This is a genomic window from Rhizobium sp. 25PS6, assembly GCF_032464655.1.
Classification (GTDB): domain Bacteria; phylum Pseudomonadota; class Alphaproteobacteria; order Rhizobiales; family Rhizobiaceae; genus Rhizobium; species Rhizobium laguerreae.
In genome coordinates, this window is record NZ_JAWDIV010000008.1 from 140,490 (window position 1) to 154,461 (window position 13,972).

Below are 13,972 nucleotides of genomic sequence, written 5' to 3' on the forward strand. Positions count from 1 at the left end.
GTCACTTCTTGGCGAAATTGGCGTTGATGCGCCGGGTCAGGTATTCGCCGGCGGTGATCGCCTCGTATTTGCCGAGCGGACCCTGCATGACGGCATCGCGGTTTGCTTGGCAGAAGAAGGGCAGGGACAGTCGGCGGCCCATGTACTCATTCTCGCGCGGCATGCGCACCCGGTGCAGCGTCGACTGCAGCTGGTCGTCCGACCAGCGCATCAGCATGTCGCCGATGTTGCAGGTGATGTAGCCCTTGCGCGGCGGAACATCCGTCCATTCCTTCAGGGCTGCATCCTTGCCCGGGCACACCTGGAGCCCGCCTTCGCCCTCCTTCTGGTGAAGGATGGTCAAGCAATCGAAGTCCGAATGCGCGCCGGCACGCCACGACGTGAAGTCTTCCGGCTTGGCGCCTTCCATCGACATGTAGTGGATGAGGCGCAGCGTCGATTGATACTGGTCCGAAGACGGGTCATGCGCCTTGGTGAAGAAATCCTCGGCAAAGCCCATCTTCAGCGCGAAGCAGGAGAGGATGCGCATGCCGAGTTCCCAGTTCTGTCGCTCGAAGCGGAGCATCTTTTCCCGGAAGCCCGGAAGATCGTCTTCGCTCGGCCACAGGTTGAGGCGGATCATGTCCGGCCGGGTGAGCTGGAAGCTCTCCTTGTTATCCGGCGTACCGGTGGAGGGGCGGACCTGCGCCTTGAATTCCCAGCCGGCATTGATGCCCTTCGGCATCGGGGTTTTCGCCTTAACCTCCGCCGGCAGTTCGAAGAATGTCCAGGCCGTGTCGAAGGCCGCGTCGATATCGTCCTGGGCTATGCCGTGATTGTAGACCTGGAAGAAACCGATATCGACCGAGGCCTGCCAGAGTGCATCGGCGATCTCGTGCTTGCGGTTGTCGAAGTCAGAAAGGTCGATGACGGGGATTTCCCGGTCAACGGTCGTGCCCATGCCGCCGATGGTCGCCTCCTTAGCGAGTTCCGCGAGGGTGTCTGTCTGGATATTCATATCATTCTCCTTACGTGAATGCCGGCGAACCGGCGGTTGAGGAGCAATGTCCGGGCAGGGCCCGACTGCTTCTACTCCGGATGGGTTCAGCCGTTTTTCGGCAGGCTCCAGGGAAAGAGGAGCTTCTGCGTCAGGACCACGGCCTGAAACAGCAAGAGCGACATGGCGGCGAGCACAAGCAAGCCGGCCCAGGCCTGTGGCAGCTTGAACAGGGAGGTCGACAGCTGGATGAAATAGCCGACGCCGGCTTCGGATGCGCAGAACTCCGCAACCACGGCGCCGATGACGGCAAGCGTGATCGAGATTTTCAGCGCCGAGAAGATGTAGGGCACCGCAAACGGCAGGCGTATCTGGGTGATCTCGCGGAAGCCCGAGGCGCGCAGGCTTCGCGACAGCTCGATCAGCTCCGGCGGGGTTGCCGCAAGGCCCGTTGCGGTGGAGACGACGAGCGGAAAGAAGGTGATGAGACAGGTGATAACGATGCGTGGCGCATCGCCGGCCCCGAGCACGACGATGATGATCGGCGCAATCGCCACCACCGGCGTCGACTGCACTACAACGAGCAGCGGATAGAGCGTTCGCGACAGGAATGGCGAGCGCATCATGAGCACCGCGAGTGGAATGGCGATAACGATGGACATCGCATAACCGATCAGCGCCACCCGCAACGTCGCGGCGATGTGACCCATCCAGCGCTCGAAGCCGATAGAGGAGAACGAGCCGAGGATCGCGCTTGGTGGCGGCAGCAGATAGGTCGGGATCGACAGGAGCCGCGCCGCCGCTTCCCATAGCAGCACCGTGCCGATCAGGGCCGCGGCGGTCGTGATGCCCGGCAACGCCAGCACCTGCTTGAGCAGCGCGACCGGCGTACGGCTCTGCATGGCCTCACGCCGCGTGACGGGTGAGGAGGAGATCGCGGAGGTAATCGGAGAGGTCATGGATCGCCTTGTCCTTTGCAGTTTCAGGGCCGCGTGGCCGGCCGACGGGAACGGTGACTTCCGTCAGGATCGAGCCCGGCCGTCCGGTCATCACCAAAACGCGGTCGGACAGAAGCGCCGCCTCGCTGACGGAGTGGGTGATGAAGACCACGGTCTTCGGACGTTCGGAGAAGATGCGCAGCAGATCGAAGCCCATCACCTCGCGCGTCAGGGCATCCAGCGCCGAGAAGGGTTCGTCCATCAGCAGGATATCCGGGTCCATGAGCAGCGCGCGGGCGATGCCGACACGCTGCTGCATGCCGCCGGACAGTTCGTCCGGCAGGCGTTTCTCGAAGCCGGCAAGCCCGACCATGCTCAGCAATTCACCCGCCCGCACGCGCTCCACTGCCGTTACCCGGCCGGTCTTGTGGCGGGCGGGAAACACGACATTGTCTTCGACTGTCGCCCAAGGAAGCAGCGTCGGCTTCTGGAAGACGATCCCGATGTCGTCACGCGGGGCCGTCACCGGCAGACCGAAGACGTCTACCGAGCCGGACGTCGGCTTCAACAGGCCGGCGATCATGCGCAGTAGGGTCGATTTCCCGCAACCCGAAGGGCCGAGGATCGAGACAAACTCATGCCGGGCCACATCGAAACTGACGTCGCGCAGGGCTTCCGTGCGCCCGGACCGGGTTTCGAAAACCTGTCCCAGCCTGTCGAAGAGGATAGCGGGCATCGCCATGGCGGTTACTCCGCTACGGCGAAGGTGCGGTTGACCGTGGTTTCCGGATCGAGCTTGGCCGGATCGATGTCCTGCGCTTCAGAGACACGGCGCCAGGTTTCGGCAAGGCGGGCGGTTTCGAAGGCACCGAGGCCGTCCTTCTCCGTCACCTCGTTGAAGATCAACGGCAGCGTGTCCTTGAGGGAACCCTGGACATCTTCCGAGCCGAGTTCCGGTACGATGGCGGTGACAGCAGCGGCAGCCTTCTCCGGATTCTCTTTGGCGAACTCGACGGATTTCTTGTAGGCGGAGATAAAGCGGGCGGCGACCTGCGGACGCTTGGCGAGGAAATCGTCGCTGGCGATGATAGATGCGGAATAAAGCTCGAGCCCTGCTGCCGACCATGGCAGGGCAACGATCGCCTTGCCAGCTTCCTTGCCCTGGTTGCTGTAGCGCGTCAGGTCGGTCATCCAGGCGATGATGCCATCAGCATTGCCGGTCATCAGCATCGGGCCGAGTGCGCCGGGATCTGCCTTGATAATCTTGATATCCGCCATGTCGATGCCGGCATCCTTCAGCACCAGCGGCAGGTAGACATTCGACGATGTGAAGGGCGACGTCGCGATCGTCTTGCCCTTGACGTCAGCGATGCTTGCGATCGAACCGCCCTTGGCGACGTAGAAGGCATGCGGCCCTTTGTTAAACAGCGACATGACGGCGGTCACCTTCACGCCTTCATTGGCGCGGGCGGCCATCAGGGCGCCGATATCGGAAACACCGATGTCGGAGGACGCGGCGGCAAGGCGCGAGATGGCGTCGGTCGAGCCGCGACCGGAGGCGATCTCCACCTCAAGGCCGGCGTCCGAGCAGAAACCTTCCTGGATGCAGACGTAGATCGGCGCCTTGTCGCCACCCGGCAGCCAATCGAGCTGAAAGATCACCTTGTCGGCGGCGGAGGCGGCGCCGGCAGAAAGGGTTGCGGCAAGTGCATAGAAGGCAAGCTTGGTGCGGGACATGGGTCGACCTTTCGCAATTAGTGTTCGGTTTTTAAGGACGGATAGTGATTGGCAGCGCGCTCCGGATCGAAGCCATCCGCGACGAGCCTGGCAATCGCGTTTTCAGGACGCTTGCTGCTCAGGCATGCAAAGCAACGATGCGCGCGAAGGTGATCAGATCCAGCGTCGATCTCTGCGGATTTCGGGGCGAGATCACTGGCTTTTCCCTGCATTAGAACATCTCCTCGACAGATTTACCCGTCGAGCAATGTCCAGAACCGAGGCTCAGACCGCTTCTACTCGCAGGTCTTTTGTCTCATGAATATCCGGCGTTCTGCAAGATTTTAAACGCTTCAATTCTTGCGCTGAAAAAATAGGCGAAATTGACGGCGTTGAGGTTGAAGTGGGCAGGATCGTCAGTTATGTGAGGGAAATCAAAGGATAAATTCCCCTGCAGTCGAGTGGGCGGCGGCTGAAGAAATAAGCGTTCTAATATTTAGAGCGCTTAGCTCGTAATTTTCTTGTCGCACCTCCAGCTCGCATCTGCGTTTTCCGGCGCATTTTTTCTTGTGAGCGACCCGCATCTGGACGGTTTCCAATGCCTCCTTCGTATGCAGGCGATCACCCATTGCCTTGGGCCGTCAGTATGTCTGAAGTTGAACCTCGAGCATATGCCGAAGCGCACGAGATCGCCCAAATGACCATGAATTGGCGTTTCAGCCGCAGTCGAGAAGGGGACTTCGGGGCCGTAACGTTTACGATTCAGCTGTTTCAACGGCTGAGGGACCCGCGTATCTCTAACGACGGCATCGTCAGGCCATGGGCGTTATGCCTATTACGACACGGTGCCCGATCTCGGCGTGATGATCGAACTGCTGGAATTCGACAGCGACAAGGAAGTCCAGCCGAAGCAGGCATGAGGGATCACAGAACCTGTGCAATCCGTTTCGGGCTTACTTCCGTAGCGGTTGTGGCCTCGACGAAATCGAGCCCGATATCCAGCACCGGCGCGCTGTGCGTCAGCCAGCCGACGGAAATGAGGTCGACACCGGAAGCGGCGATTGCGGCGGACGTTGTCGGCGTGACGCGGCCAGAGGCCTCGGTGATCGCCCGGCCGGCGACGATGGCGACGGCTTCGCGCAATTGATTCGGCGTCATGTTGTCGAGCAGCACGGCGTCGACGCCGGTCTCCATCGCTTCGCGCAGCTGATCGAGGGTGTCCACTTCGACCTCGATCTTCACCATATGGCCGACGCCGGCCCGCGCCCGGCGGATCGCTTCAGCGACGCCGCCGGCGATGGCGACATGATTATCCTTGATCAGCACCGCGTCATAAAGCGCGAAACGGTGGTTCATGCCGCCGCCGGCCCGCACCGCATATTTCTCCAGCGCTCGCAGCCCCGGCGTCGTCTTGCGCGTGCAGGCGACGGAAGCCCTGGTGCCGCGGATGGCGGCGGCGATCCCTGCCGTCACTGTCGCAATACCTGAGAGATGGCCGAGGAAATTCAGCGCGGTGCGCTCGGCGCTCAGCAGGCCGCGCGACGGGCCTTCGATGGTGGCGATCACGTCGCCGGGCTTGACCGCGTCGCCATCCTGAAGATGGCGGCGCAAGACGATCTCGGGATCGACGAGAGAGAAAGCGAGTTCGGAGGCATCGAGACCGGCGATCACGCCCGGCTGACGGGCCGCCATGACCACCGTCGAACGGTGATCGCGAGGGATGACGGAGGCCGAGGTGATATCACCGGCAAGACCCAGATCTTCGAGAAGGGCCGCCCGCACCAGCGGTTCGACGATCAGGCGCGGAAGGGGAACGAGGCTCATCTCAGGCACTCCTTGCAAGGGCATAGGGCGGCGTCGCGCGGGCGATCTCCTGCGCTTGGGAAAGGTGCATCTGGCGCCGGTTGGCACTGGCGAGCTTCAGCGGAAAATCGGTGCGGGCATGGGCGCCGCGCGATTCCATCCGCAGGCTGGCAAAGACGGCGATCAGCAGCGCGACGATTGCCGGATCGGCGGCAGGGCCATTGTCTTCGGCAAGCGGCAGCAGGGCGGCGATCGCCCCCTGAATGGCACCGGCATTGCGCAACACGCCGAGATGACGCGAGACGATCGGCCGGACGAGCGATGCATCGGCCGGTGCCGGGAGTCTCTCGGTGAAGATCGCGCCGGCAGAACCTGCGGGCAGGCCTGATATGTCGCGCGCCGCCCGCATGCCCATGACAGCCGCTTCCAACAGCGAATTGCTGGCAAGCCGGTTGGCACCGTGCAGGCCGGTCGAGGCCGCCTCACCGGCAACCCAGAGGCCGGGAACCGAGCTGCGGCCATTTGCATCCGTGGCGACGCCGCCCATGTGATAGTGAACGGCCGGGCGAACAGGAATGAGGTCTTTCGCCGGATCGATGCCGGCCTCGCCGCAAAGGCTCGAGATGACAGGAAAACGGGCGGCGAAGCGGCTGCCGAGAGCAGCGCGGGCATCGAGAAAGACCCCGCCGCCGCGGGCGATTTCGGCGCTGATGGCACGCGCCACCACGTCACGCGGTGCAAGTTCGGCGCCGGATATGCGGGCCATGAACCGCTCGCCTCGTTCGTTGACGAGCAAAGCCCCCTCCCCGCGCACCGCCTCGCTGATGAGCGCCAGCGGCCTGCGGCGTGAATCGAGTGCGGTCGGATGGAACTGGACGAATTCCATATCGGCGAGCGCAGCACCCGCCCTTGCTGCGAGCGCGATTCCCTGGCCGAAATTGCCGATCGGATTGGTGGTCGCGTCGTAAAGCCCGCCGATGCCGCCGGTGGCGAGCACCACCTTCGATGTCGGCAGAATGACGGCCCCTTTCGCGGTGGCGCACAGCAGACCGGTGACCTGCTCGCCGTCCATCAGAATCCGCCGCGCCTCGAAGCCTTCGAGCACTGATATAGCTGGCGTTTCCATCACTGCTTTGATCAGCGCTGCGATGATCGCCGCACCCGAGCCGTCGCCTTCGGCATGGACGATGCGGCGGCGATTATGGGCCGCCTCCAGCCCGAGCGAGAGTTCGCCGGCGGTATTCCGGTCGAAACGTACGCCGGCCTGCTCCAGCGCGGCGATCGCCGCCGGTGCCTCGGCGATGATGCCGGCAGCGACCGCCGGATTGCAGAGACCGTCGCCGGCTGCAAGCGTATCGGCAAGATGCAGCGCCGCGCTATCGTCGGCGCCCATGCTGGCGGCGATGCCGCCCTGCGCCCAGGCGCTCGACGTCTCCGCGCCAAGGGCCGCGCGGGTGACGATGACGGAGGGTTCAGGCGCCAGCGTCAGCGCGGTCATCAACCCCGCAAGCCCGCTGCCGACGACCACCGTGCGTCCAGTGAGATGCTCGAGAATCTCGGTCATATCGCCAGCATCCTCTCGACGGCGCGGCGCGCGGCCACCGCAATTGCCGGATCGACGGTGACCTCGTGACGATTTTCCTCGAGTGCCGCGCGGATATTGGCCAGCGTGATGCGCTTCATATGCGGGCAGAGATTGCAGGGGCGAATGAACTCGACATCGGGATGGTGCACGGCGACATTGTCGCTCATCGAGCATTCGGTGAGCAGTACGACGCGTGCCGGCTTCTGCTTGCCGACATAGTCCGACATCACGGCGGTGGAGCCGGCGAAATCGGCTTCGGCCACCACCTCGGGCGGGCATTCGGGATGGGCGAGTACCGTGACGCCGGGGTGGTTTTCGCGCAGCTGGCGCACATCCTCGGCGGTGAAGAGTTCGTGCACCTCGCAATGGCCATGCCAGGCGACGATCTCGACGTCAGTCTCGCGGGCGACGTTGCGGGCTAGATATTCGTCCGGGATCATCAGCACCTTCGGCACACCCAGCGATTCCACCACCTGCTTGGCATTGCCCGAGGTGCAGCAGATATCGGAGGCAGCCTTCACCGCGGCCGAGGTGTTGACATAGGTGACGATCGGCACGCCGGGATGGGCCTGGCGCAGCAGCGCGATATCCTCGGGCGTGATCGAATCCGCCAGCGAACAGCCGGCGCCGAGATCCGGGATCAATACTGTTTTCTCAGGGTTCAGCAGCTTGGCGGTCTCGGCCATGAAATGCACGCCGGCAAGCACGATGACATCGGCATCGACCTCGATCGCCTTACGGGCGAGCGCCAGGCTGTCGCCAACGATATCGGCCACGCCGTGGAAGATCTCCGGTGTCTGATAGTTGTGCGCGAGAATGACGGCGTTGCGGCGACGCTTGAGCTCGAGGATCGCGTCGACGTCATTTTCGAACGTCATCCATTCGGCTTTGGGAATGACGCGGCTGACGCGCTCGTAGAGCGAGGATGCGGAAACAGGATAATTCATGACCGGCTCCTAATTATGCTCTACTTGAGCATATCATAGGCAAAGAGATATTCTCACGGTGAGCATATGTCAATTGCGGGAGAGCGGTAATTTCGTTCCGGCCAGCGCGCGTTCTTCGAGAACGGTGTGGCGAAAGCGGAAGAGCTTGGCCGGCCGGCCGCCGGTTTCGCTTTCGGTTCCGCCGGTTTCCTCGACGAGATCCTGCTGTTCGATGAGACGACGGAAGTTCTGCTTGTGCAGCGTCAGCCCCGCCAAGGCTTCGATGGTGCGCTGCAGCCTCAGCAGCGTGAAGCTCTCCGGCATCAGTTCGAACACCACGGGGCGGTATTTGATCTTGGCGCGCAGCCGGGCGATCCCGGTTGCGAGAATACGGCGGTGATCGGCAAACATCGCACGGCCGAGATTGGCCTCCACCCCGCATCCGGCTTCCGAGACGAGCCCCGCCTCGTAGAGCAGTTCATAGCGCTGCAACGCCAGATCCTCGTTCCAGCCGCCGCCGTCGAGGCCGAAGGTGAAATCCGCCCGGCGGTGGCGATGGTCGCGCCGGGCCGGATCGGCATCGGCCCAGTTCCTGAGACTCGCCATGATCTCGTCAAGCACGGCCGGCCGTCCCTGTCGATGGTCTTCCCAGGGGAAATATTCGTACCAGCCGTGCCATCCCGGCCGGCCGGCGCCCGACTGCTCATTGACGAGGCCGAGATAGCTGATCGAGATCGTCCGCCCGCCTGGGATGTCGTTGTTGCGGTCGCGGTCGGCGAAGGTATAGAGCTGTTCGAGATAACCTACGGGATGTTCGGTCTGCTCCTGCACCCATTCGCGCAGGCCTGATTGCAGGGTGCGATGCCCCATTTCGAAGGGGCCTGATGGCAGCGCGTTGCCGGAGCGGATGGTCATGACGCGCGGTTCGTCCCCCGTCACCGCGACGAGCACCGCAATCAATTCCGCATGCGCAAAGCCGATCGTCACAGGGGACCGAATACTCCGTTCCGAATGAATCGAACGGATAATTCCTGACACAGGCCGGGACGGAAGCCAATGGTGGGTTCCCCCTTCTCCCCAGCGGGGAGAAGGTGCCGGCAGGCGGATGGGGGCTACACGGCACGGCGTTGATTGCCCTTCGCTTACGCTCAGTGCCTCGCTCCTATCGTCGCTCGCCCCCTCATCTGCCCTGGCGGGCATCTTCTCCCCGCTGGGGAGAAGGGGGAAGCGTCGAGTAGCGGCCCTCAGCTTTGCCCGTCTCGCTTTTCAGCCGTTGCAGGAAGATCTCCAGTTCGGCGTCGTCGATACCGACGAGATGGCGCTTTTCCGGATAGGTGCCGGTCCTGACATCCTCGGCAAATTCGGTGAAGGCGGCGATGCGCTCGCGCTGCAGCCGGTCGTGTTCGGCGGCGAAGTCGCGATAGACCTTGGCATGGCGCGGAGTGTGGTCGCGATTGGCGCCGAGCACGTCGTCGGCGAAGAGATATTGGGCGTCGCAGCCGCTGCCTGCCCCCATGGAAATCATCAGCATCGCGGTGTTGCTGCTGATCGCGGCAGCGACGTCTCCCGGCACGACTTCGATTTCGGCGGCGAAGGCACCGGCCTCTTCCAGCGCCTTGGTCTGCCGCCAGATTTCGGCCGCACTTGCCGCCGTCTTGCCGACGGCGCGGAAGCCGCCGGTCCAGGTCGCCTTCGAAGGGATCAGCCCGAGATGGCCGCAGACCGGGATGCCTTCATCGCGCATGCGCCGGATCGTCTGCAGGCTTGCGGCGCAATAGACCGCATCGCCGCCTTCCTTCAGCGCCGCGAAGGCAGCGCGCAGATAGTCTTCCGCGGAGACATGATCGCCATATTCGAGCCCCGGAATGGCAAAGGGAGTGGGGGCGATCTCACGAAAAGCAGGCCCGAGCAGAGAGGGCGGCACGGAGACGATGTCGATTCCCGCCTTCTCGGCGGCTTCCGCCTCCTCCAGCGAGGTGACGCGCAGCATTGTGAGCTGGCGCTTGCCCTTTTCCGAAAGCAGATCGGCGACGGTTGCGCGTCTATGTTTCTTCATCATCAATTCCTTTGAAAGTATCGGGGGCTCAGGCGGCCAGCAGGGATTTCAGCTTGATGTCGCTGGCTGCGAGTGCTGACGGGTTCGGATGGGCGCGCGCCGCGATCAGCATTTCGGCGAGCCTGATGTCGCGTGCCACCGCATTGCCCGGCCCGATGCCGCTGGCGGCGATCAGTCGACCATCGGCGTCGAGATGGAAGAGAATGAAGGCACTCGGGCTGAGATCGCGGCGCTGATGCGTGATAGCCCCTTCGGCAAGGCCTGATATCTGCAGCGTCAAGTCGTATTGATCCGACCAGAACCACGGCACTGATGAAACGGCTTGGTTGAGGCCGAGCATGTTGGCCGCGGCCAATGTGCCCTGCTCCTGCGCGTTGCGCCAGGATTCGAGCCGCACCCGCCGGCCGCCATAGATCGGCAGCAGAAAAGAGCAGCAATCGCCGGCCGCAAAGACATCAGGTGCGGAGGTCTGGAGATGGGTGTCGACGGCAATGCCGTTGTCGATTGCGAGGCCTGCCCTTTCGGCGATCTCGATATTCGGCCGGCCGCCGATGCCGACGAGGACGAGGTCGGCTTCGATCACCTCGCCGGTCGACAATAGGATCAGGACTTTGCCGCTTTCCTCGGTCAGCGCCTGGATGGAGACGCCGCAGCGGATATCGACGCCCTCGGCGCGATGGCGCTCGGTGAGCAGATGGGCGATCTCTTCCGGCACGCCACGCTTCAGCACGCGTTCCAGCCCCTCGATGACGGTGACCTCGGCGCCAAGCAGCCGCGCCGTGGCCGCAAGTTCCAGTCCGATGAACCCGCCGCCGATGATGGCGATATGCCGTCCCGGCTTCATTGCTTCACGCAGTGCCGCCGCATCGTGATGCGTCCGCAGCGAGCGAATATGCGGGCTGCCCTGCGGCGCGCCGGGGAACGGCCGCGCGGCCGCACCCGTTGCAAGCAGAAGCTTGTCGTAGGAAAGCACGGTACCGTCCGAAAGCGTGACGATCCTGAATGCGGCGTCGAGAACCCTTGCCTCGAGGCCGGTCAGCAGCCGGATGCCGCTTTCGGCATATTTTTCCGCCGTCGCGATGAATTTCGGATCGCTCGTATCAGCCGGACTGGCCTTCGAAAGCGGCGGCCGCTCATAGGGCAGAAGCGGCTCGGCGCCAACAAGCGTTATCTCGCCGCCAAAACCCTTTTCACGCAAGGCGAAGGCGGCGCGCGCACCGCATTCGCCGGCTCCCAGGATTACGAAATGAACCACGCCACCCCCCTCAGAGTGAGATGAAGACGGCACCGTCTTCGATCTTGACCGGATAGGTCTTGAGATTGACGCAGACCGGCGCGCCCTTGGCTTCGCCCGTCTTGTAGTTGAAGCGGCCGTTATGCTTCGGACATTCGATGATCTCATCCATGACAAGCCCGTCGGCGAGATGGATATGTTCATGCGTGCAGAGCCCGTCGGTGGCGAAGAATTCGTCGTCCGGGCTGCGATAGACCGCGAATGTGCGCCCGTCGTGATCGAAGCGGATGACATCCTCTTCGTCGATCTCGTCCTTGTCGCAGACCTGGATCCAGTTTCCGCTCATCTTGTCGTCCCTCGATTGTCTTTATTGCGCGGCCGGGGCCAGCTCGTTGTGGAATTCCTCGCGATAGGGCCGCGCGGTGGCCGGCAGGTCGCGCTTCAGGAAATAATCCTCGTTGCGCAGCTGGCGCAGGAAGGCCGGGATCATCTCGCGATAGCCGGACCAGATCGACGGGTTCGGCGCGGGCAGGTCGTGCTTGATCATTGCGTGCAGCCTGGGCAGCGCGTGATATGGCACCATTGGAAACATGTGATGTTCGACGTGGTAGTTCATGTTCCAGTAGATGAACCGGCTGATGGGATTCATATAGACCGTGCGGCTGTTTAGCCGGTGGTCGGTCACATTATCGGCAAGGCCGCCATGCTGCAGCAGTCCGGTCAGCACATGGTGCCAGGCGCCGTAGAGGCGCGGCAGGCCGATCAGCATCAGCGGCAGGATCGAACCCATGGAGATCGCGGTTGCGAGCGTGGCCAGATAGATCGCCAACCAGATGCGGGCGATGCGGATCGCCTTTGGCTGCTCCATCTCCGGGATGAAAGTCTTTTCCGTCGCGCTGACGCCGCCGAAAGCATTGCGCAGCATGTCGACGACGGCGTACCAGACGTCGAGGATGCCGAAGAAATTAAGCACCAGCCGCAACAGATCAGGCGGCCGCATCACGGCGATCTCGGGATCGCGGCCGACGATCACCGTATCGGTGTGGTGGCGCGCATGGCTCCAGCGCCAGGTCACCGGATTGCGCATGATCATGAAGCAGGCGATCTGGTAGACGACGTCATTCATCCAGCGCGTCTTGAAGGCGGTGCCATGGCCGCATTCGTGCCAACGGCTGTCGGAGGCCGAGCCGTAGAGCACGCCATAGGCGAGGAAGAAGGGCAGCGCGATCAAGGAGCCCCAGAAATAGATGCCGAGCCCGGCAAGGACCACCATGCTGCCGAGCCAGATGATCGTGTCACGGATCGCCGGCGCATCGGAGCGCTGCATCAGCGCCTTCATCTCCTTGCGCGCAACGTCGGTGTGATACCATTCGGCTGCCGCCAGCCCAGTTTCGACGGCGGTGCGGCCGCTTTCGCCAAGAAGGACGTAGTCACGTTTCTTCGTCTGGGTCGCCATGATCCGCCTCCCGTTGCCCTTGACTGGGAGAATAGGTTGACTTTGGAAAGCGCTCAATGCAGGCTTGATATAATCTATCAAAAGACATCATGAATGACTTGCATTCATGATCGAATCCATCAGGAACGCCGATGCGCCGTCCCACCATCTCCGATCTCGCCCGCGCCTCCGGCGTCAGCGTCGCCACCGTCGACCGCGTTCTCAACGCCCGCCACCGCGTGCGCGAGGAAACGGCGCGACGGGTCTATGATGCAGCACAGTCGATCGGATATCACGCTGTCGGCCTGATCAAACAGCGCGTCTTCGAGGATCTGCCGCAATACAGGCTCGCCTTCCTGCTGCAGAAGCCGATGCAACCCTTCTATCAGAGCTTCGTGCGTGAGATCGAAACCGCAGCACGCGCGGTCACGAGCGCGCGCATCCAGACGCAGATCGACTTTCCCTCGGCCTCGACACCGGCAGCGATCGTCGAGAAGCTGAAGGCACTCGGTGCCCGCAACCAGGCCGTTGCGCTCGTTGCCCCCGATTACCCTGCGGTCACGACCGCCATCGAAGAACTGAAGGACAAAGGGATACCGGTCTTCTCGCTGCTTTCCGATTTCGCCTCGGGCGTGCGCAATGCCTATGTCGGCGTCAACAACCGAAAGGTCGGGCGCACCGCCGCCTGGACGATCGCGCGCACCGCACGCGGGCCTGGCAAGATCGCCTGTTTCGTCGGCAGCCACCGGTTCCACGGACATGAGCTGCGGGAAATCGGCTTCCGCTCCTATTTTCGCGAGAATGCGCCTGAGTTCGATGTCGTCGACACGCTGATCAATCTGGACACGCCCGAGATCACCCATGAGGCGACGTTGACTCTTCTGCAGAAACATCCCGATCTCGTCGGCCTCTATGTCTGCGGCGGCGGCATGGAGGGGGCAATTTCTGCCTTCCGCGAAGAGGGTGTCGGCGGCAAGATCGTCCTCGTTGTCAACGAGCTGACGCCCGACAGCAAAGCCGGTCTTGCCGACGATATCGTCGCCATGGCGATCGGCACCCCCCTGCCCGCCCTCTGCAAGGAATTGATGGGACTGATGACGGGCGCCATCGAAAACGGCGAAACGGCTGTTCCCGGGCAGCTCTTCCTGCCTTTCGAAATTCATATTTCGGAGAACATCTGAGGAATGATGGAATTACATCATTTCGCTCGAAATTCTCTCAGCGATGAAAGCGAGCACCGGCGATGGCGGATGGATTGCGACGCGAATTCCGATAGAGATTCGCGGACCCATTCACGAGGACC

The 13,972-nt window shown here is 62.7% G+C and carries 13 protein-coding genes and 1 pseudogene; 1 reads left to right on the forward strand and 13 read right to left on the reverse strand.

The window, feature by feature from the left end; translation table 11 throughout:
- Position 1 precedes the first annotated feature (1 nt).
- The 13 genes and pseudogenes from RWK44_RS13595 to RWK44_RS13655 form a co-directional block, all read right to left on the reverse strand.
- On the reverse strand, positions 2-997 hold the full coding sequence (locus tag RWK44_RS13595) for an isopenicillin N synthase family dioxygenase (RefSeq protein ID WP_221947103.1): 996 nt from the start codon (positions 995-997) through the stop codon (positions 2-4).
- An 86-nt stretch (positions 998-1,083) separates the two neighbouring features.
- Entirely contained in the window at positions 1,084-1,878 is a 795-nt protein-coding gene (locus RWK44_RS13600; protein WP_020052856.1) for an ABC transporter permease, read from the reverse strand.
- A 4-nt stretch (positions 1,879-1,882) separates the two neighbouring features.
- The gene (locus RWK44_RS13605) at positions 1,883-2,656 is read right to left on the reverse strand and encodes an ABC transporter ATP-binding protein (RefSeq protein WP_131662473.1); all 774 of its coding nucleotides are present in this window, start codon (positions 2,654-2,656) and stop codon (positions 1,883-1,885) included.
- Positions 2,657-2,661: 5 nt separating this feature from the next.
- The gene (locus RWK44_RS13610) at positions 2,662-3,651 is read right to left on the reverse strand and encodes an ABC transporter substrate-binding protein (protein WP_131662472.1); all 990 of its coding nucleotides are present in this window, start codon (positions 3,649-3,651) and stop codon (positions 2,662-2,664) included.
- 17 nt (positions 3,652-3,668) lie between these two features.
- Positions 3,669-3,863: a hypothetical protein gene (locus RWK44_RS13615; RefSeq protein WP_316028932.1), complete on the reverse strand. Its 195-nt coding sequence runs from the start codon at positions 3,861-3,863 to the stop codon at positions 3,669-3,671.
- 691 nt (positions 3,864-4,554) lie between these two features.
- Positions 4,555-5,478: a carboxylating nicotinate-nucleotide diphosphorylase gene (gene nadC / locus RWK44_RS13620; RefSeq protein ID WP_316028933.1), complete on the reverse strand. Its 924-nt coding sequence runs from the start codon at positions 5,476-5,478 to the stop codon at positions 4,555-4,557.
- Positions 5,456-6,997 carry an L-aspartate oxidase gene (locus RWK44_RS13625; protein ID WP_316028934.1) on the reverse strand — a complete coding sequence of 514 codons (1,542 nt, stop codon included), beginning with the start codon at positions 6,995-6,997 and terminating at the stop codon, positions 5,456-5,458. Before RWK44_RS13625 ends, nadC begins: the two co-directional genes overlap by 23 nt.
- The gene (nadA, locus tag RWK44_RS13630) at positions 6,994-7,965 is read right to left on the reverse strand and encodes a quinolinate synthase NadA (RefSeq protein ID WP_316028935.1); all 972 of its coding nucleotides are present in this window, start codon (positions 7,963-7,965) and stop codon (positions 6,994-6,996) included. Before nadA ends, RWK44_RS13625 begins: the two co-directional genes overlap by 4 nt.
- 69 nt (positions 7,966-8,034) lie before the next feature.
- Entirely contained in the window at positions 8,035-8,931 is an 897-nt protein-coding gene (locus tag RWK44_RS13635) for an NUDIX hydrolase (protein ID WP_131662468.1), read from the reverse strand.
- Between the two features lie 259 nt (positions 8,932-9,190).
- Positions 9,191-10,003, reverse strand: a pseudogene (locus tag RWK44_RS13640) (3-methyl-2-oxobutanoate hydroxymethyltransferase); the annotation flags it as partial.
- Positions 10,004-10,028: 25 nt separating this feature from the next.
- Positions 10,029-11,255: an NAD(P)/FAD-dependent oxidoreductase gene (locus RWK44_RS13645; protein ID WP_316028936.1), complete on the reverse strand. Its 1,227-nt coding sequence runs from the start codon at positions 11,253-11,255 to the stop codon at positions 10,029-10,031.
- 10 nt (positions 11,256-11,265) lie between these two features.
- A complete protein-coding gene (locus tag RWK44_RS13650; RefSeq protein WP_003548266.1) occupies positions 11,266-11,580 on the reverse strand; it encodes a MocE family 2Fe-2S type ferredoxin in 315 nt (104 codons plus the stop codon).
- A 21-nt stretch (positions 11,581-11,601) separates the two neighbouring features.
- Complete coding sequence (locus tag RWK44_RS13655) at positions 11,602-12,690, reverse strand: fatty acid desaturase family protein (protein WP_316028937.1); 1,089 nt, start codon at positions 12,688-12,690, stop codon at positions 11,602-11,604.
- A gap of 131 nt (positions 12,691-12,821) precedes the next feature.
- Here RWK44_RS13655 and RWK44_RS13660 point away from each other — a divergent pair, with 131 nt between their 5' ends.
- Positions 12,822-13,850, forward strand: coding sequence for a LacI family DNA-binding transcriptional regulator (locus tag RWK44_RS13660; RefSeq protein WP_221986233.1), 1,029 nt, complete (start codon positions 12,822-12,824; stop codon positions 13,848-13,850).
- Positions 13,851-13,972 lie beyond the last annotated feature (122 nt).

Excerpts from the sequence above, each read along its gene's own strand:
- nadA (WP_316028935.1), bottom strand. The coding sequence starts at position 7,965 with ATGAATTATCCTGTTTCCGCATCCTCGCTCTACGAGCGCGTCAGCCGC.
- RWK44_RS13615 (WP_316028932.1), bottom strand. The coding sequence starts at position 3,863 with ATGCAGGGAAAAGCCAGTGATCTCGCCCCGAAATCCGCAGAGATCGAC.
- RWK44_RS13655 (WP_316028937.1), bottom strand. The coding sequence starts at position 12,690 with ATGGCGACCCAGACGAAGAAACGTGACTACGTCCTTCTTGGCGAAAGC.
- RWK44_RS13660 (WP_221986233.1), top strand. The coding sequence starts at position 12,822 with ATGCGCCGTCCCACCATCTCCGATCTCGCCCGCGCCTCCGGCGTCAGC.
- nadC (WP_316028933.1), bottom strand. The coding sequence starts at position 5,478 with ATGCCCTTGCAAGGAGTGCCTGAGATGAGCCTCGTTCCCCTTCCGCGC.
- RWK44_RS13600 (WP_020052856.1), bottom strand. The coding sequence starts at position 1,878 with ATGCAGAGCCGTACGCCGGTCGCGCTGCTCAAGCAGGTGCTGGCGTTG.
- RWK44_RS13605 (WP_131662473.1), bottom strand. The coding sequence starts at position 2,656 with ATGGCGATGCCCGCTATCCTCTTCGACAGGCTGGGACAGGTTTTCGAA.
- RWK44_RS13595 (WP_221947103.1), bottom strand. The coding sequence starts at position 997 with ATGAATATCCAGACAGACACCCTCGCGGAACTCGCTAAGGAGGCGACC.
- RWK44_RS13625 (WP_316028934.1), bottom strand. The coding sequence starts at position 6,997 with ATGACCGAGATTCTCGAGCATCTCACTGGACGCACGGTGGTCGTCGGC.
- RWK44_RS13610 (WP_131662472.1), bottom strand. The coding sequence starts at position 3,651 with ATGTCCCGCACCAAGCTTGCCTTCTATGCACTTGCCGCAACCCTTTCT.
- RWK44_RS13650 (WP_003548266.1), bottom strand. The coding sequence starts at position 11,580 with ATGAGCGGAAACTGGATCCAGGTCTGCGACAAGGACGAGATCGACGAA.